Source organism: Streptomyces sp. GESEQ-4 (assembly GCF_017948455.1).
Taxonomy (GTDB): domain Bacteria; phylum Actinomycetota; class Actinomycetes; order Streptomycetales; family Streptomycetaceae; genus Streptomyces.
Genome location: NZ_JAFFSU010000041.1, coordinates 1 through 17,546, shown reverse-complemented (window position 1 = coordinate 17,546; position 17,546 = coordinate 1). Strand labels below are relative to the sequence as shown.

General features: G+C 69.6%; 21 protein-coding genes. 14 read left to right on the top strand and 7 right to left on the bottom strand.

Annotated elements, in window-relative coordinates; translation table 11 throughout:
• Positions 1-16 precede the first annotated feature (16 nt).
• From KCH48_RS39890 to KCH48_RS39875, 4 genes are all read right to left on the bottom strand, one after another.
• A complete protein-coding gene (locus KCH48_RS39890) occupies positions 17-430 on the bottom strand; it encodes a VOC family protein (RefSeq protein ID WP_210582529.1) in 414 nt (137 codons plus the stop codon).
• A 10-nt stretch (positions 431-440) separates the two neighbouring features.
• Positions 441-893: a helix-turn-helix transcriptional regulator gene (locus tag KCH48_RS39885; protein ID WP_307841079.1), complete on the bottom strand. Its 453-nt coding sequence runs from the start codon at positions 891-893 to the stop codon at positions 441-443.
• A 19-nt stretch (positions 894-912) separates the two neighbouring features.
• Positions 913-1,926 (bottom strand): bifunctional lytic transglycosylase/C40 family peptidase, encoded by a 1,014-nt coding sequence (locus KCH48_RS39880; RefSeq protein WP_246886632.1) that lies wholly within the window; start codon positions 1,924-1,926, stop codon positions 913-915.
• Between the two features lie 63 nt (positions 1,927-1,989).
• A complete protein-coding gene (locus KCH48_RS39875) occupies positions 1,990-2,433 on the bottom strand; it encodes an ATP-binding protein (RefSeq protein WP_210582528.1) in 444 nt (147 codons plus the stop codon).
• A 137-nt stretch (positions 2,434-2,570) separates the two neighbouring features.
• Here KCH48_RS39875 and KCH48_RS39870 point away from each other — a divergent pair, with 137 nt between their 5' ends.
• From KCH48_RS39870 to KCH48_RS39845, 6 genes are all read left to right on the top strand, one after another.
• Positions 2,571-3,425, top strand: a complete 855-nt coding sequence (locus tag KCH48_RS39870) for a helix-turn-helix transcriptional regulator (protein ID WP_210582527.1) — start codon at positions 2,571-2,573, stop codon at positions 3,423-3,425.
• 11 nt (positions 3,426-3,436) lie between these two features.
• Positions 3,437-3,664 (top strand): DUF397 domain-containing protein, encoded by a 228-nt coding sequence (locus tag KCH48_RS39865; RefSeq protein WP_210582526.1) that lies wholly within the window; start codon positions 3,437-3,439, stop codon positions 3,662-3,664.
• A complete protein-coding gene (locus KCH48_RS39860) occupies positions 3,657-3,890 on the top strand; it encodes a DUF397 domain-containing protein (protein ID WP_210582525.1) in 234 nt (77 codons plus the stop codon). Before KCH48_RS39865 ends, KCH48_RS39860 begins: the two co-directional genes overlap by 8 nt.
• A gap of 4 nt (positions 3,891-3,894) precedes the next feature.
• Positions 3,895-5,193: an RNA polymerase subunit sigma-70 gene (locus KCH48_RS39855; RefSeq protein WP_210582524.1), complete on the top strand. Its 1,299-nt coding sequence runs from the start codon at positions 3,895-3,897 to the stop codon at positions 5,191-5,193.
• Between the two features lie 103 nt (positions 5,194-5,296).
• Positions 5,297-6,064 (top strand): SDR family NAD(P)-dependent oxidoreductase, encoded by a 768-nt coding sequence (locus KCH48_RS39850; RefSeq protein WP_210582523.1) that lies wholly within the window; start codon positions 5,297-5,299, stop codon positions 6,062-6,064.
• A 97-nt stretch (positions 6,065-6,161) separates the two neighbouring features.
• On the top strand, positions 6,162-6,593 hold the full coding sequence (locus tag KCH48_RS39845) for an SRPBCC family protein (protein ID WP_210582522.1): 432 nt from the start codon (positions 6,162-6,164) through the stop codon (positions 6,591-6,593).
• 19 nt (positions 6,594-6,612) lie between these two features.
• Here the strand turns inward: KCH48_RS39845 and KCH48_RS39840 are convergent, their stop codons facing one another.
• Positions 6,613-7,371, bottom strand: coding sequence for a PIG-L deacetylase family protein (locus KCH48_RS39840; RefSeq protein ID WP_210582556.1), 759 nt, complete (start codon positions 7,369-7,371; stop codon positions 6,613-6,615).
• 101 nt (positions 7,372-7,472) lie between these two features.
• Between KCH48_RS39840 and KCH48_RS39835 the strand changes: the two genes are divergently transcribed.
• The gene (locus tag KCH48_RS39835; protein ID WP_246886627.1) at positions 7,473-7,889 is read left to right on the top strand and encodes a hypothetical protein; all 417 of its coding nucleotides are present in this window, start codon (positions 7,473-7,475) and stop codon (positions 7,887-7,889) included.
• A gap of 19 nt (positions 7,890-7,908) precedes the next feature.
• Here KCH48_RS39835 and KCH48_RS39830 read toward each other — a convergent pair whose 3' ends face one another.
• A complete protein-coding gene (locus KCH48_RS39830; protein WP_210582521.1) occupies positions 7,909-8,835 on the bottom strand; it encodes an oxidoreductase in 927 nt (308 codons plus the stop codon).
• Positions 8,836-8,907: 72 nt separating this feature from the next.
• Between KCH48_RS39830 and KCH48_RS39825 the strand changes: the two genes are divergently transcribed.
• From KCH48_RS39825 to KCH48_RS39795, 7 genes are all read left to right on the top strand, one after another.
• Positions 8,908-9,513 carry a TetR/AcrR family transcriptional regulator gene (locus KCH48_RS39825; protein ID WP_210582520.1) on the top strand — a complete coding sequence of 202 codons (606 nt, stop codon included), beginning with the start codon at positions 8,908-8,910 and terminating at the stop codon, positions 9,511-9,513.
• A gap of 303 nt (positions 9,514-9,816) precedes the next feature.
• Entirely contained in the window at positions 9,817-10,125 is a 309-nt protein-coding gene (locus KCH48_RS39820; protein WP_210582519.1) for a hypothetical protein, read from the top strand.
• A gap of 190 nt (positions 10,126-10,315) precedes the next feature.
• A complete protein-coding gene (locus KCH48_RS39815; RefSeq protein WP_210582518.1) occupies positions 10,316-11,155 on the top strand; it encodes a hypothetical protein in 840 nt (279 codons plus the stop codon).
• Entirely contained in the window at positions 11,145-12,473 is a 1,329-nt protein-coding gene (locus KCH48_RS39810) for a hypothetical protein (RefSeq protein WP_210582517.1), read from the top strand. Before KCH48_RS39815 ends, KCH48_RS39810 begins: the two co-directional genes overlap by 11 nt.
• A complete protein-coding gene (locus KCH48_RS39805; protein ID WP_210582516.1) occupies positions 12,470-14,035 on the top strand; it encodes an SCO6880 family protein in 1,566 nt (521 codons plus the stop codon). The genes KCH48_RS39810 and KCH48_RS39805 overlap by 4 nt, the downstream gene beginning before the upstream one ends.
• A 6-nt stretch (positions 14,036-14,041) precedes the next feature.
• Positions 14,042-15,463: an ATP-binding protein gene (locus KCH48_RS39800; protein WP_210582515.1), complete on the top strand. Its 1,422-nt coding sequence runs from the start codon at positions 14,042-14,044 to the stop codon at positions 15,461-15,463.
• Positions 15,464-15,483: 20 nt separating this feature from the next.
• Positions 15,484-16,944 (top strand): TraM recognition domain-containing protein, encoded by a 1,461-nt coding sequence (locus KCH48_RS39795; RefSeq protein ID WP_210582514.1) that lies wholly within the window; start codon positions 15,484-15,486, stop codon positions 16,942-16,944.
• A gap of 2 nt (positions 16,945-16,946) precedes the next feature.
• Here the strand turns inward: KCH48_RS39795 and KCH48_RS39790 are convergent, their stop codons facing one another.
• Positions 16,947-17,492 (bottom strand): GNAT family N-acetyltransferase, encoded by a 546-nt coding sequence (locus KCH48_RS39790; RefSeq protein WP_210582513.1) that lies wholly within the window; start codon positions 17,490-17,492, stop codon positions 16,947-16,949.
• Positions 17,493-17,546 lie beyond the last annotated feature (54 nt).

The window sequence follows — 17,546 nt, the reverse complement described above, 5'->3', positions numbered from 1 at the left end:
CTCAGCTCAACTCACGTCACTTCACTTCCTGGATGCGCACCATGTTCCCCGCGGGATCGCGAAACGCACAGTCCCGAACCCCGTACGGCTGCTCAGTAGGCTCCTGAACAACCTCCGCCGCCTCACTCCCCTGCACTTTCTCAAACGCCCCGTCGAGATCGTCCGTAGCCAGCAGAATCCACCCGTACGTCCCCTTGGCCATCATCTCGGCGATGACGCGCCGCTCCTCGTCCGTGATCCCAGGATCGGCGAAAGGCGGCGCCAGCAGAATGCACGTTTCCGGCTGCCCGACAGGCCCCACCGTGATCCACCGCATCGTGCCCTGCCCGACGTCGCTGCGGACCTCGAAACCGAGGGCGTCCCGATAGAAGGCGAGCGCCGCTTCCGGGTCGTCCTGCGGAAGGAAGCTCGTGTGAATGGTGATGTCCATGGACGTCACGCTAGCGGCGGCTCACCGGCGCCGCTTCTCGATTCCTGACAGGCCGGGTCACTTGTTTCGCCACGCACGCCGGCAGCCCCTCCGTCGCACTCGCGGCAAGCCGCCGGTAGGTGCTGGGCGGCATGCCGACCAGCTCGGTGAAGCGCGTACTGAAGGTGCCCAGCGAGGCACAGCCGACCTCGAAGCAGACCTCGGTGACGCTGAGATCGCCGCGCCGCAGCAACGTCATCGCGCGCTCGATGCGCCGCGTCATCAGATAGCTGTACGGCGACTCCCCGTACGCGGCCCGGAACTCCCGGCTCAGATGCCCCGCCGACATGTGCGCACCGCGCGCGAGCGCCTCGACGTCCAGCGGCTGCGCGTACTCGCGGTCGATCCGGTCACGGACCCGGCGCAGCCGCGCGAGATCACGCAGGCGCTGTTCCGGGACGGGCGACGGCGGAGGGCTGGTCACAGACGAGAGCCTACGACGCTCATCCCTGCCCCGTCAGCGCCAGCGCCTTCCCGCCGTCCTCGGTGACCCGCGTCGCCCCGAAGTAGTCAGGGGTGTCGATCGGGTCGAACCGGATCACGGCCCCCGGCCGGGGCGCGTTGATCATGTACCCACCGCCGACATAGATCCCGACGTGCCGGATGGCCCGGGAATTGGTGAGGTCGTCCGAGAAGAACACCAGGTCCCCGGGGAGCAGCTCCGCCCGCGCGGGATGCGGCCCGGCGTTGTACTGATCGTTGGCGACCCGGGGCAGCGTGATCCCGACATTCTCGTACGCCGCTTTGGTCAGCCCGGAGCAGTCGAACCGCCCTCCCTGGTCGGCGGTCCCGTTGCCGCCCCACAGATAGGGCGTGCCGAGCTTGTTCTGGGCGTAGTGGATGGCGCCGGCGGCCTGCTTGGAGGGGTCCACCCGGGAGACGGGCGCCGCGAAGCTCTCCTCGAGCGTCGTGATGGTCTTCACGTAGTTCTGGGTCTCCGCGTACGGCGGCACACCCCCGTACTTGATGACCGCGTACGCGCCCGCGTTGTAGGCGGCGAGCATGTTCTTCGTCGGGTCGCCCGGCACGTCCTTCACATACTTCGCGAGCGAGCAGTCGTACCTGGCAGCCGACGGAATCGCGTCGTTCGGATCCCACACATCCCGGTCCCCGTCCCCGTCCCCGTCGACGCCGTGCGTGGCCCAGGTCCCGGGGATGAACTGCGCTATCCCCTGCGCCGCCGCATGGCTCTGCGCCTTCGGATTGAACCCGCTCTCCTGGTACAGCTGGGCGGCGAGCAGCGCCGGGTTGATCGCGGGGCACATGTTGCCGTACTTCTGCACGAGCGGCTGATAGGCGGCGGGCACAGCCCCCTTGGCGAGGGTCTTCGCGCCGCCACCGACCCCGTTGGCAAGGTTCCCGGCGACGATGTAGACACCCACGACGAGCAGCATGACGAAGCTGAGCCCCGCCGCGAGCGCGGCACCCGCCACGATCCATGCCTTACGCACCGTCAACCGCCCCTCGCCGCCCGGGATTGCGCCCACGTCAGTGTAGAGACTGCCCCGAAGGACGTCCCACTACGTTAGGTCACCCCACTGACACTCGGCCCACAGCAGCTTCCCGCCCTTGGAGGCGCCCAGCTCTCGCAACACGGACGCGCCGACCGAGTCGGCACACGCGCGTACGAGATGCAGGCCGCGTCCGGATTCGGCGTCGTCCGGCGGTACGGCGACGGTGGCGCCGTCAGTGGTGAAGCCGGGCGGGACGCGGGGGTCGGTGTCCCATACGGCGACCCGGAGGCGGTCGGATTCCATGGGGCGGACGCGGAGGGCGTAGGGGCCGGTGGTGTGGAGGTGGGCGTTGGTGAGGAGTTCGGAGGCCATGAGTTCGGCGGTGGGGATGACATGGGTGAGCCCATGGGCGGCGAGGACGGTACGGAGGGTGGCGCGGGCGATACGGGGGGCGCGGGGATCGTGCGGGAGGTGGAGGGTGTAGGTCCAGGGCGGGGATACGGTGGACATGGAAGTCTCCGATCACTGAGGGGAGTTGGGGCCTCACTACGAAGGTAGCGGGCTCCGGATATATTCTTCTCCGAAACCCGGGGATACTAAAAGCATTCACCCGTGTAGGTGACGGCAGTGCGCAGGGAGAGACGGGGATGCCCGTGAGGACCAACCCGACGGGACGTCAACTCCGGCTTGGCGCCGAGCTGCGCAAGCTGCGCGAGCGCGCGGGCCTGACCTCAACGCAGGCGGCGGAGTTGCTCGGCATGAAGCAGGCGCAGGTCAGCAACATGGAGACCGGCCGACTCGGTGTGAGCGCCGAGCGCGTACGCACACTGGCCTGCCACTACGACTGCCCGGACAAGGCCCTCGTCGAGGCGATCGCCGGAATGACCGGCGACCGGAAACGCGGCTGGTGGGAGGAGTACCGCGAGCAGCTCTCCCGGCCGCTCCTCGATCTGGCCGAACTGGAGCACCACGCCCGGTCGTTGCGCGACTTCACCACGGCCCGCGTTCCCGGACTGCTCCAGACACGCGAGTACGCCCTCGAGATCTTCCGTCAGGCGGTTACCGAACTCTCCCCGCCCGACATCGAGCACCGCCTGTCGTTCCGCATCAAGCGCCAGGCGATCCTCTTCCGCGAGGAAGAACCGACACCGTACGAGGCGATCATCCACGAGGCCGCTCTGCGCATGAAGGTCGGCGGCTCCACGGTTGCCCGCCAACAGTTGCAGCACCTGCTCGACATGAATGACCGGGACCACGTGACCCTGCGCGCCGTCACCTTCGACGCCGGTGCCTTCCCGGGATCCGGCCAGTCGATCCACTACGCGCGCGGCCCGGTACCGCAGTTGGACACCGTCTATCTCGACCAGGCCCACGGCCTCGCCTTCCTCGACGCCGAGGCACAGTTGCACAAGTACCGCACGCTGTTCGACCGGATCGAGGCTGTCGCGCTCGGCCCGGAGAAGACCCAGGACCTTGTCCACAACGTGATGCGAGAGCTGTGAAGGACATGCCCATGAACCCGCGCTGGCAGAAGTCGTCGTACTGCTCCGAGGGCGCCTCCTGCCTCCACGTCGCCACCGCCACCGCCACCGCCACCGCCACCGCCACCGCCACCGCCACCGCCACCGAAACGATCCACCTCACCGAAAGCAGCGACCCCACCCGCGCGATACTCACGGCCACCCCCACCGCCTTCGGCGCCCTTCTCCTCGTACTCAAGAAGGAAACCGCCCGTGTCTGACATCCCCCCGAACCTCACCTGGGAACGCGCCGCCCCGCCCGACGCCACCGGCCCCGGACCCTGGATCGAGATCGCCTTCGGCGAGGGCGACGACGGTGACGCGCCCGTCTACCTCCGTGAGACCAGCGCCCCGGACAACGTGGTCACCACCAACCGCCGAAAGTGGGACGCCTTCGTACTCGGCGTACAGGCGGGCGAGTTCGACCACTTCGTAGAAGACGCGTAGACGGATGGCGGCGCGCTGCCAAGCCTGCGGGCGGACGATCGACAGCACCGGCGGCCCGGGGCGGACCGCGTCGTACTGCTCGCAGGCGTGCCGGCAGCGGGCCTACCGCGAGCGGCGGCGGCCGGCCGGTGTTCCCGCGCAGGAGCTGGTGTCGGACATCGGGGAACGGCTGACCCGGCTACGCCTGGAACCCGCACTCGCGTTCCAGGCCGACGTAGAGGCCCTGTCACCCCGCTTCGCCCAGCTGCGGCGTCTCGCACGCGAGAGACGAGAGGCCGGCGAGGCGGTCGAAAACGTCACACCCACCGACGTGACGAATTCCGGCGAGGACGACACCCTCACGGCCCTCATCGAGGCCCACCACCGCGAACTCCGCGTCCACTGTTACCGCCTGCTCGGCTCGTACGACGAGGCCGAGGACCTCACGCAGGAGACGTTCCTACGGGCCTGGCGGGCCCGCGAGACGCTGGACGGCGTCGACAACCCGCGCGCCTGGCTGTACAAGATCGCCACCAACGCCTGCCTCGATTTCCTGCGCAAGCAGAACCGGCGCCCGACCCCGTACGAACCCGTACCCGGCATGGACTCCGGAGACGGCCCGCCACCCCCACGGCTCCCGTGGCTGCAGCCGTTCCCGGACGATCAGCTGCCCGAGGCCCCCGCGCCGCAGCACGAGCCCGACGAGCAGGCCGTGGCGAGCGAGACGCTCGAACTGGTCTTTCTCACCGCCATCCAGCAGCTCCCGCCCCGCCAACGGGCCGCGGTGATCCTGCGCGACGTCGCCGGATGGTCGGCCCAGGAGACCGCCGAACTGCTGGACACGAGCGTTCCCTCCGCCAACAGCGCAGTCCAGCGCGGCCGTTCGACACTGCGGCAGGCGTTGCCGGGGCGGCGCGAGGACTGGTCAGCCCCCGCTCCCGGCGCCGAGGACCTGGCACTGCTCCAGCGCTACCTGGACGCGTTCGCCCGGACCGACATCGACGCCATGGTCGAGCTGGTACGCGAGGACATCGTGCTCACCATGCCGCCGAACCCGTTCTGGTTCACCTCGCGGGACGCCATGTTCGCCTTCGTACGGCCGAACCTCGACCCCGCGTCGCCGATGTTCGCCGGGCATTGGCGGGTCCTGCCGGTGCGGGCCAACGGCCAGTTGGCCGTCGCCGGCTATCTGCAACGGCCCGGGACCAGCGTGTTCCGGGCGCAGCTCATCGACGTACTCCGGGTCGCGGACGGTCGTATCGCCCAGATCACCACCTTCGAACCGCATCTGTTCCCCGCGTTCGGACTGCCGATGACGCTCTGATCACCTCTGCAGATGTCGCGCCGCCGCGATGAGTTTCCCCGGCCCGCACGTCCCACGGAGTGACGGGCGCACGGGGCGCCCCCAGTCACGGAGGCGAAGAACCATGCTGAAGAACAAGGTCGCGGTGGTCTACGGCGGAGCCGGTTCCCTCGGCGCGGGCGTCGCGAAGGCGTACGTACAGGCGGGGGCGCGGGTGTTCCTCGTGGGCCGTACGGAGGACACGCTGCGGAAGGCCGCCGCCGAGGCCGGTGCGGAGTACGACGTGCTCGACGCGCGGGACGAGGACGCCGTCGAGTCCCATGCGACGTCGGTCGTCGAGCGGGCGGGGCGGATCGACATCTCCGTCAACCTGGTGCCGCGGGGCGACTTCCAGGGCGTACCGCTGACCGATATGTCGGTCGAGGACTACACGCGTCCGGTGACACAGGGCATCACCTGCCAGTTCATCACCGCGCGGGCCGCGGCACGCCGGATGGCCGCACAGGGCTCGGGCGTGATCCTCTCCCTGGACAGCGGGTCCGCCAACGGCAGCCCGATGATGGGCGGCACCGCCGCGGCCGACGGCGCGATCGACGCGCTGATCCGCCAGCTCGCCCAGGAGGTCGGCCCGGCCGGCGTCCGTGTCTGCGGAATCTGGACGGCGGGCGTCACCGACAGCCTGACCCCCGAGAAACTCACCGCGGCGGGCGCCCCGGCCATGGACGAGGCCGCGGTGGACGGCATCCGCTCCCACCTGGACAGCCTCCGGATGACGAAGCGCTCGCCCCGGATCTCGGACATCGCCGCCCTGGCGACGTTCCTCGCCTCCGACGCCGCTGCCGCCATCACGGGCACGTGGGTCAACGCGACAGCCGGAATGTTCGCGAGCTGAGCTGGGGACCGGCGGTCACACACGTCGTCCGGGATCCGTCATGGAGACGGGGGACAGCACAACCCCAGCCGACATGAGCACGTGAGGAGGACGCATCATGCCACCCCTCGTATCCACCATCGAGATCGCCCGTCCACCGGCCGAGGTCTTCGCGTACGTCACCGACCCGGCCCACTTCGCCGAATGGCAGAGCGACGTCGTACGCGTACAGGAGCAGGCGCCTGGCCGGTTCACCACGACCCGGCGCATCGGGCCCCGCGAGCGGACGTACACGCAGGAGGTCACCGAGTCCCGGCCGCCGGCCCAATGGAGCGTCCGTGGCCTGGACGGACCGCTCCGCCCGTCGATGACCATCACCGTGGAGCCGGCCGCCGACGGCACCGCCTCCCGCGTCACCTTCGCCCTCGACTTCGAGCCGCACGGCATCGGCGTACCGCTGCTGCCGCTGGTGCGGAGGCAGGCCGCGAAGGGGACGCCGATCAGCTACCGGAACCTGAAGCGGAGGCTGGAGAGCGGGGTGAGCAAGTAACCAGCTGGGCCACCCGTCCTCAAGCCGTCAGCTCCGTCTGGGCCGACGCGCTGGAGACGGTGTCGTGGCGGATGTACCACTCGGTGGACAGGAACCGTTCCCGGACGGCCGCGGGGAAACCGGCGAGCAGGCCCGGCGCGGCGCCCCGCTCCACCTCACTGCGATGAGCCAGCACGGCGGCCCACTTCCGCTCCAGCCAGGGGCTCACATCGACAGTCGCGGTGATCAGCTCGTCGGGGACGGTTCTCATGGCCTTGCCCACATGCGCGAACTCGCTAAGCGCCTCGACCGCCGAGTCCGGGTGCGTCGCCAGGTAGAGCGCGCTCGGCCGCCAGGGCTCACCGGCCTCCGGGTAGAGCCGCTCCAGCCCGGCCGCCTGGACCGCGAGCGTGGTCACCCGGTGGGTGTGCACATGGTCCGGGTGGCCGGTCACCCCGCCGTACGCATCGTGGGTGACCACGATCTCCGGGTGGAACTGCCGGACATGGGCCACCAGCCGCCCGACCGCCTCGTCGAGCGGCGCATCGCACAACCGCGCCCGGCCAGGAGCGGACTCCGGCACCCGTGCATCGGCATAGCCGAGCATCCGCGGCCCACCGGCACCCAGGATCCCCAGCGCCTCCGCGAGTTCCGCACCACGCCGGGTGCCCTCGGTCCAGGTCGCCGTCACGACGGCGGTCCGGGCGCCCGCGGCGGCATGCCGGGCGAGCACTCCACCGGAGAACAGCGACTCGTCGTCCGGATGAGCGAAGACCCCGAGCAGACTCGGCACCGACACTGCCATGGACCGACCACCTCCCTTGAGCACCAATACTCATGTACGACACCACGCGCCCCGGCACACTGTGGGTTCCGCAACACATCGACAGGGGAGCGAAGTTGAGACGGACGAGTCGTGCGCTGGCCGTGACGGCACTGCTGGCCTGCGGGCTGACAGGGGTGGCGGCGGGTCCGGCCGCCGCGTCGAGCGATGGCCTGCTGCCCCATCCCGGGCCGGAGGGCCTGGTCTGGGTGGACGAGCGGACGGGGGACGGCGGTGTCGTGTCGGCGGGCGCGTGGCAAGGGCTGCCGACCGTGCTCACGGTGGCCTGCGAGGGCGGCGGCAGCGTGCGGGTGACGATGGAGTCGCAGGAGGTGCAGGTCGCCGCGTTCTCGGTCGACTGTCCTGCCGGGACGGCGGGGGTGGGTTCGGTGACCCTGCCCGCAGGCGTGGTCGCCGGGTCTTTCGGCGTGGGTGTGGATGCCTCGACGGACACCCTTCGGTGGGCGCTGACCGTGACGCAGCCGGAGGGCTGACGGCGTAGCGGTCGGTCTTCTACCGCTGAGCGGCCGGCTGCTTCAACGGCCAGGTCACTCCGGTCAGTTCCTCCGACACCGTCCACAGGCGGCGGGCCACCGCCGGATCGCTCGCCGCCTGCGTACGGCCCACCAGCGTCGGCGCCCCGCGCATCTCGCCCAGCCCGTCCGGTCCGACGTAGCTCGCACCCGGCAGATCCTGCGTCGCCGCGTACAGCGTGGGCAGGGCGCCCGCGCGGTCGTCCTGGGCGAAGAACCTGTTGCCCAACGCCATCCCGGCGCGGGCGACCGGGTTCGCCGCGTGGCTCTGGAGGTTGGTCGCCGCGTACCCGGGGTGGGCCGCGTACGCCCGTACCGACGAGCCCGACTCCGTCAGCCGGCGCTGCAGTTCCAGCGTGAAGAGCAGGTTCGCCAGCTTGGACTGGGCGTAGGCCCGGCGCGGCGTGTATCCGGCCGTCAGATTCAGGTCGTCGAAGGCGATGGTCACCGCTCCCCAGCGGTGCGCGCCCGACGACAGCGTCACCACGCGGTCCTGGACGTACGGCAGCAGCAGGTTCGTCAGTGCGAAGTGGCCTAGATGGTTCGTGCCGAACTGCATCTCGAAGCCGTCCCGGGTCTGCTGCCGCGGCAGCATCATCACGCCCGCGTTGTTGATCAGGACGTGGATCGGGTCGCGCCATCCGTCCGCGAAGTCACGCACGGACCGCAGATCGGCCAGGTCCAGCCGCCGCACCTCCGTACTCCCGGACACGGTCGCCGCTGCCGCCCGCCCGCGCTCCAGATCCCGTACGGCGAACACCACATGCGCCCCCACGCGGGCCAGCGCGTCCGCCGCGGTCAGCCCGATGCCGCTGTTGGCGCCGGTGACGAGGACGGTGCGGCCGGTGAGGTCGGGAAGGCGCGAGGCATCCCACTTGTGAGTCTGCTTGCTCGTTGTCTCAGCCATGACTACAAATGTAGGCGCCGCCTACAATGCTGTCAATGACAACAAAGCTGACGTCGCCTACATCGAGTTACGATGAGCCCCATGCCCGCAGCCAGCCGCCCTTACCACCACGGAGACCTCCGCTCCGCCCTGCTCGCCACCGCCGAGCGCACTCTGCGGGAGAAGGGCGTCGCCGAGCTGTCCCTGCGGGAACTGGCCCGCGAGATCGGCGTCAGCCACGCCGCCCCCGGCCGGCACTTCAAGGACAAGCAGGCCCTGCTCAACGCCCTCGCACTCAGCGGATACGAGCGGCTCGCCCAGGCCCTGAACACCGCCGACGACCCCGAGTTGCCGCTCGAGTCCCGGCTCACCGAACTCGCCCGCGCCTATCTCCAGTTCTCCATCGACAACGCCGCCCTGCTGGAGCTGATGTACGCCCGTAAGCACGAGCCCGACGCCGCCGAGCAGATGGCGGCCGGCGTCGACCGCACGATCGGCGCGCTGGCCCGCGTCCTCGCCGACGCCCAGCAGCGCGGCGAGATCATCGAGGCGGACCCCGAGCACCTCACGCTCTTCACCGGCGCCGCACTCCACGGACTCGCCTCGATGACGGCCGCCTGCATGCTCACCCCGGAGGCCGCCCTCGAGGGCGTCGACGAGCTGGTCCACCACATGCTGCACGGCCTCAAGCCCCGCTGACGGCACGTCACCTCACCGGCAGGCCACGGCTGCTGAGCCACGGCCCGTTCGTACACCCGGGCCGGCGGAGGATAGCCTTCATCCGGAGGTCAACGACGGAGCCACACGAAGGTTCCGCTCAGGCCTCATTGCCCGGCGTAACCCGCCGTGATACACAGAGTGACCGTACGAGCTATTCGTACGAATCCCGCCCATCAATGGCGCCAAGTCGACATACGACAGCGGAATTGTCGGCGAGAATGAGACCTGACCTCTGCGCACCCGCAGGGGATGCGGAACTACCCAACAGGGGCGGTGACTTACATGCTCTTTGCGGCCGACAAGGGAGACATCAACACCATCATCGGCGGGATCGCTCCGGACTGGGGCCCCTTCGGGGCACTGGGGGCCGAAGCGAAGACGATGATCCAGGTCGTCATGGCGGTCGCCATCCTGCTCTGCCTCGGCATCGCCATCTGGGGCGCCGCGAAGCAGCGCATCGGCGCGACAGCGCTGCGCGACACCTTCAGCGCGGAACAGGGCAAGGGCCTCATCGTCGCCGGCCTCACCGGAGTCTTCATCATCGGCTCACTCGGCACCCTCTTCACCATCGTGTACGGCATGGCCGTCTAGCGCCCTGCCCTCCGGGCGCCGGTCCGGTTCCCCTCTCCCCTACCCCACCCGCCCGTCGTGCCCCCGGCTGAGGTTGCGTTCCCCTGATGTCCCTGATGTCGAGTCACCACACCGCGCCCGTGCGGGAACCAGCACGGCTACCGTCGTACATCTACGCGGTCCGCTACGACATCGAGGGGGCGTACGGCGCATGAGTCTCGGGGACGAGCACGAGCCCTCCGGGGGTTACGGCGGCACGGGGCACACCCGCACCCGCCTGCCCGAAGGCGACGGCACCGGCGACGTCTACGGCGGCGCAAGACGCGGCCCCCGCTCCTCCTCCCGGAGCCTGATCACGGTCGTCGGCGTCGTAGTCCTCCTCATCGCCGCCATCGCCTTCGCCAACCGCGGAGGCGACGATTCCCCAACGGGCAGCGGAGCAAGCGCGGACAAGCCGGAGGCGGGGAGCACGGCGGCGAGCGGGGAACGCCCGGTCCAGACGAAGGCGGGCGGGATTCCGTCGGGGTTCGCGCAGGATCAGCAGGGAGTGGAGAGTGCGGCGGCCAACTATGCGGTGACGCTGGTCTCGGCCGACATCCTCAAGCCCGCCCGCCGCGCTGAGATCGTCCAGCAGGTGTTCGTCGCCGACCAGCAGGCCACGCTGACGGACAAGTTCAACAGGGCGTACTCCCAGGAGTTCCTCAAGAACGTCGGTCTGGACGAGAACGGCGACCCGAGCCAAGGCAACACCTACGTCTCGCGCACCATGCCGATCGGCACCAAGGTCACGAGCTACGCGGACACCACGGCCACCGTGGAGGTCTGGTGCACGGGCGTATACGGCACCGCAGGGGAACGCTCGACCACCCCGGTCACCAGCGACTGGTTCACCATGACGCTCCAGCTGCGCTGGGCGGACGGTGACTGGAAGGTCGACAGCTTCTCCCAGAAGGACGGGCCCACGCCCGTTCCCGGGGACGACAAGGCATCCAGCGCCGACGAGATGGCCAAGGCCGTCCAGGAGTACGGAGGCTTCACCTATGCCCGGTAAGCCGCGCCTCGCACTGAAGGTCGCCGCCGCAGTCGCCGCCGTACAGACCGCCGCCGTACTGCTGGCCACCCGCGCCGCAGCAGCACCCACACCGACTCCCACCCCGTCCACCAACAACTGCGACCTCCTGTCGGGCCAGGCCAGGGAAGTCTGCGAAGGCGACTCCGGCGGCGCAAGCGGCGGCGGCGGATCCACCCTCAACGACCCCACCTCCACCCTCGACCCCCTCTCCTCCCTCGCCAAGGGCTGCGCAGACGCCGCCGCCTGGACCGTCAACAAGCTCAGTGACGCCGTACAGGACACCGCGAACGTCGACTTCACCAACGCCAAGTTCCTCCAGCAGTACGCCGTCGTCTTCGCGGCGTCGACGATCCTCACGCTGCTCCTCTGGCTGCTGGCCGTGGCCAAGCGAGCCGTGCGGGGCGTGCCCCTCTCCACGGCGATCGGCGAAGCCATCGGCTTCCTCTGGCTCACCGTGCTGGCGTCCGCATTCACGCCCCTGATCCTCTACACGGTCGTATCGGCGACGGACGGCGTCACCGACGTCCTCGCAAAGACCACCGGCAACCAGACGGACACCTTCTTCGGCACCTTCTCCGGCGCCCTGGAGAAGGGCGAGGACATCGGCGGCGGCCCGATCATGCTGATCGTCGTCTCGCTCGTGTCGATCCTCGCCGCCGGCGTCCTATGGCTGGAGCTCGTCATCAGAGCCGCCCTGCTCTACGTCGGCGCCCTCCTCGGCACCGTCGTCTACGCCGGCCTCGTCGACAAGAACCTGTGGGGTCACGTCCGCCGCTGGGCCGGGATCATGATCGCGGTGATCCTGGTGAAGCCCGTCATCGTGATCGTGCTCGGCCTCGCCGGCGCGCTGTCCACCGACGACGGCCCCGACGCCTTCTCCGCCGTCGTCTCCGGCCTCGCCATCATCCTGCTGGCCATCTTCGCGTCGGCGATGATCTACCGCTTCGTCCCCGGCTTCGGCGACGAGATCGCCGGCTCCCGCAACAACCGCATCATGCAGGGCGCCGAAGGCAAGGCCGCCGCGGTCATCAGCTCCCCGGCGACCCTGGTCGCACAGGGCATCAAGACGCACAGCTCAAGGGCCGACAACAACGGCGGCGGCAACCAGGCCGGCACACCCCGCCCCGCGAACCCCGCCTCCGGCGGCGTCGCCGCACACAGCACGCGCAACTCGAACGGCGGCGGATCCGTCCCCTCCGCCGCACCCGCCCCCCGTTCGAGCAGCAACGTCAACACACCTCACGCCAGCAACACACGCAACAGCAGTAGCAACCGCACGGGAGGTGAAGGGCGTTGACGACTGATTCCCACACGGCCCATTTGTCCCATCCGGTCACGCCCCGCCGTACATATCTGATCGGCCGCGCCCGGCCGAACGCGATCATCGGCCGGAATCGTGAGACCGGTGAGATCGCGCTGATCATCGCGGGCGCGTTCCTCGGCATGATGTGCGGCCTCCTCGTCCCCGTCCTGTCCCTGCGCATCGTGCTGCTGATGGGCTTCCCCCTGCTCGCGCTGGCGGCGGTCTACGTGCCGTTCAAGCGCCGGACGTTCTACAAGTGGTACGAGATCAACCGCAGCTACAAGCGCACCCTCAAGCAGGGCACCGTCTACCGCTCCGACGTCATGGAGGCCGGCATCGGGCTCGACGGCCGTGAGATCGAGGTGGGCCCGCCGCCGGGCATCGGCCGTATCACCTGGCTGGCCGCTCCGTTCGGCCCCGACGAGATCGCCGTACTGCTGCACGCGGACCGCAAGACCGTCACCGCCGCCATCGAGATCGAGGGCCCCGGCGTCGGCCTGCGCGACAGCGAGGACCAGGAAGCCCTCGTCGACCGCTTCGGCACCCTGCTGAAGCACGTCGCGAACGGCGACGGATTCGTCACCCGCCTCCAGATGCTCGCCCGCACCCTCCCCGCCGACCCCGACGCGCACGCCAAAGACGTCGCCGTACGCGGCGACGACCGCGCACCGGGCTGGCTGGCACAGTCGTACGACCAGCTCCAGTCGATGGTGTCGACGAGCAGCGAGCAGCACCGCGCCTACCTCGTCGCCTGTATGCACTACTCCCGCGAACTCGCCGCCGAGGCGAACGCCATGGCCCGCGCGGCCCGCCCGCACGGCGGCAAGGCGGACCGGGACGCGGGCCTCGCGGTCGTCATGGCCCGTGAGCTGACCGACATCTGCTCCCGGCTCCAGGAAGCCGACATCCGCGTACGACAGCCGCTGGGCCAGGGCCGTCTCGCCTCGCTCATCCACTCCATGTACGACCCGGACCACCCCATCGACCACATCCAGGCGATGACGAAGCGCAACGCCTGGCCGGCCGAGCTGGACGCCATGGAGCCGACGTACCTCCAGGCGAAGACGCGCGAGTCCTCCACCCGCGCGCCCTGGTGCCACGCCACGGCCTGGGTGAAGGAGTGGCCGATGACCCCGGTCGGCGTCAACTTCCTCGCCCCGCTCCTCGTCCACACCCCGGACGTCATCCGAACGGTCGCCGTGACGATGGACCTCGAGCCCACCGAGGTAGCCATTGAACGCATGCTGACCGAAAAGACGAACGACGAGGCCGAGGCCTCCCGCCAGGCCAAGATGAACCGCACCGTCGACCCGCGCGACATCGCCTCCCACAACCGTCTCGACCAACGGGGAGAGGACCTCGCGAGCGGCGCGGCCGGGGTCAACCTGGTCGGCTACATCACCGTCTCCTCCCGCAACCCGGAAGCCCTGGCGCGCGACAAGCGGACCATAAGGGCCTCGGCCGGGAAGTCGTATCTGAAGATCGAGTGGTGCGACCGCGAGCACCACCGCGCCTTCGTCAACACACTGCCCTTCGCCACCGGCATCCGGAGGTAGGACCTGATGCGGGATCCGCTGTCCGCCCTCACCGACGCCTTCACGTCCTTCCTCTTCGGCAAGGTCGAGACGACCCGCCTCCCGGTGCGCACCTCCACGGGCCAGGCCCAGGCCGTCTACCTCCCCACCGCCGCCCCCGGCCTCGGCGACTCCGGCGTGATCATCGGCCGCGAGGTCTACTCCGGCAAGGGCTACATCTACGACCCCTTCCAGCTCTACGGCCAGCAGCTCCCCGCCCCCCACTGGCTGGTCCTCGGCGAGTCCGGCAACGGCAAGTCGGCCCTGGAGAAGACCTACGTCCTACGACAGCTGCGCTTCCGCGACCGCCAGGTCGTCGTCCTCGACGCCCAGGGCGAGGACGGCGTCGGCGAATGGAACCTGATCGCCCAGGAGCTGGGGATAACTCCCATCCGCCTGGACCCGATGGCCGCCCTGGACATGGGGATCCGCCTCAACCCGCTCGACCCCGCGATCACGTCCACGGGCCAGCTCGCGCTCCTGCGCACGATCATCGAGGTCGCGATGGGCCACGGCCTGGACGAACGCGCCGGCTTCGCCCTCAAGGTCGCCCACGCCTACGTCAACGAGACGATCGTCGAACGCCAGCCCGTCCTCACCGACATCGTCGAGCAGCTACGACACCCCGAGCCGGAGTCGGCCGAGGCGATGAACGTCGACATAGACGACGTACGGGCGTGGGGCCTGGACGTGGCGCTGGTGCTGGACCGTCTCGTCGACGGTGACCTGCGCGGCATGTTCGACGGCCCGACGACGGTCGGCATCGACCTGGACGCCCCGCTCATCGTCTTCGACCTGTCCCACATCGACCGCAACTCCATCGCCATGCCGATCCTCATGGCGATCGTCGGCGTCTGGCTGGAACACACCTGGATCCGCCCCGACCGCAAGAAGCGCATCTTCCTGGTCGAGGAGGCCTGGCACATCATCGCCAGCCCCTTCGTGGCCCAGCTCTTCCAGCGCCTGCTGAAGTTCGGCCGACGGCTCGGCCTGTCCTTCGTGGCCGTGGTCCACCACCTCTCCGACGTGGTGGACGGGGCGGCGGCGAAGGAGGCGGCGGCGATCCTGAAGATGGCGTCGACACGGACGATCTATGCCCAGAAGGCGGACGAGGCGAGGGCGACAGGCCGGGTGCTGGGTCTGCCGAGGTGGGCCGTCGAGATCATCCCGACGCTCACTCCAGGCATCGCGGTGTGGGACGTCAACGGCAATGTCCAGGTCGTCAAACACCTGGTCACCGAGACCGAACGCCCCCTCGTCTTCACCGACCGCGCGATGACCGAGTCCTCCACCGACCTCACGGACGACGCCCTGCGCGCCGCCGAGCTGGAGGCGGAGGAGCGGGCGGCGGCCTTCGTGGAACAACACCTGGGTGACCTGGACGGCTCTTCGGAGTCGACGGTGGCGTAAGAGCGTGAGAAGAGCGTGAAATGAGACACGACGACCGCATCCGCCGCCAGGACGCCCAGGGCGGCATCCCCGACGGCCTGCTGATCGGCATACTCGCGTTCCTCCTCGGCATGACCCTGCTGATCTGGTCGTCGGCGGGCCTGGCCGGAGTGCTCTCGCACGGCGCCTGGCCGGAAGCGGTCACCTTCACCCGCACCCCCCTCGCCATGCGCCACCTCATCGCCCACCCCCACGACATCACCGGCGCCTGGCCCGACACCCCCGCCGCCCAACTCTCCGGCTACGGCCTCTTCTGGGGCCTGTTCATCGGCCAGCTGATGATCCTGGTCGTCCTCACGGTGTTCGTGATGGGCACGGTGGCGAGATGGCGCGTGGTCCGCGCAAACAGGCGAGTGGAACGGAGGGCACCGGCACCGGAACCCGTGGTTCAGGAGGTCCCGATGCCCCGCGCGGAGCCCGAGCCGAAGTCGCTGCCCGAGCCGGCGGTCGCGCCGCGGGAAACGGCGCCACCGGTGGAACCGGCCCCCTTCCCGGCCAACGGTGAACAGGTGGGCGGATGGGAAAAGATCGTCATCGCCGCCAGGGAAACCCGCCAGACCACCGCGACCCAAGCCGTACGAGACGCGACAGGCCCCACCTTGGTCGTCACGTCCAACCCCTCCGTCTGGCAGGACACAAAAGACCCCCGAGCCAAGCTCGGCCCCGTCCTCCTCTACGACCCCACACACCTCTGCGACACCCCGGCCCGCCTCCACTGGTCACCCACGGCCGGCTGCGAGGACAAGGCCACGGCGGTCGCGAGAGCCGCGGCCCTGCTCGGCCCGGTCCGGCCGACCGCGAAGATCGACCAGGCCGTGGCCGACACCGCCGAAACGCTCCTGCGAAGCTACCTGCACGCCGCCGCCATCGACGGCCGCACCATCCGCCACGTCCACCGCTGGTCACAGGGCATGCAAGTCCAGGACGCCGTACGAACCCTCCGTACGAACCCGAAGGCGGCCCCCGGAGCCGCCGGCGAACTGGAGTCAACCCTCACGGCATATCCCGAACGCAGAGACATGGCCCAGGAGTTGACCACCAGAGCCCTCTCCGCCCTCTCCACGATCAACGTGCGAGAGACCTGCACACCCAACCGAAGCGACGCTCTCGCCCTGGATTCTTTCGTCGACGAAGGGGGCACGCTTTATGTGGTGGGTGAATCCATCGAGGACCCCAGGACCAGTCCCGGCGCGATGCCCTTCCTGACGGCCCTCGTCTCCAGCGTGGTCGAGCGCGGCCGGCGCATGGCCGAACGGTCATCCTCCGGTCGCCTCGACCCACCACTGACGCTCGTCCTGGACGACGTCGCCGCCGTGGCTCCACTCCCCCAGCTCCCGGAGCTACTGGCCACCGGAGCGGACCGGGGCCTGCCCACCCTGGCCCTGCTCCGCTCCCGGGAACAGGCCCGCACCCGCTGGCCGCACGACGAACTCCCGGTCTGACATCACTCACGCTCGATCGCGAACTCCAGCTCGCGCTCTGCTTTGCCCTGCCCCAGCGGCACAATCACCCCGGTCGGGACGAACCCCACCTTCCGGTACAGCCGCTGAGCCCGCTCATTGTCCTCATGCACGATGAGCCGCACCCGCTCGGCACCCCGCGCCCACGCCCACTCCAGGCCGGCGTCGAAGAGCACCTCAGTCAGCCCGATGCCCCGGTGGTCGGCCCGCACGAACACCGCGACCACATGCCCCTGCCTGCGCTCGACGGGAAACCCGGCCCAGTCCATCACCCCGGCCTCCTCGATCAGCACGGTCAGGGTGCCCACCCACTCCCCATCCGGCCCCTCAGCAATGATCTGCTGCGCACCCGACGCTCCCTCGGCGCTCGACGCGGCCCGCTCCTGCCAGAAGGAGTCGGGATGCGCCACGGCTTGCTCGTAGGTCTCCAGGAAGGCGAGATGCGCCACGGGATCCTGCAGGGAGAGAAGCCGCAGGGCCTTCACCGCGGGCCATTCGTCGGCACGTATGGAACGGACCTTGTAGTTCATGCCTGCAACCGTAGCCGAACGCAGAAAACCCCCGTACCGGTTATCGGTACGGGG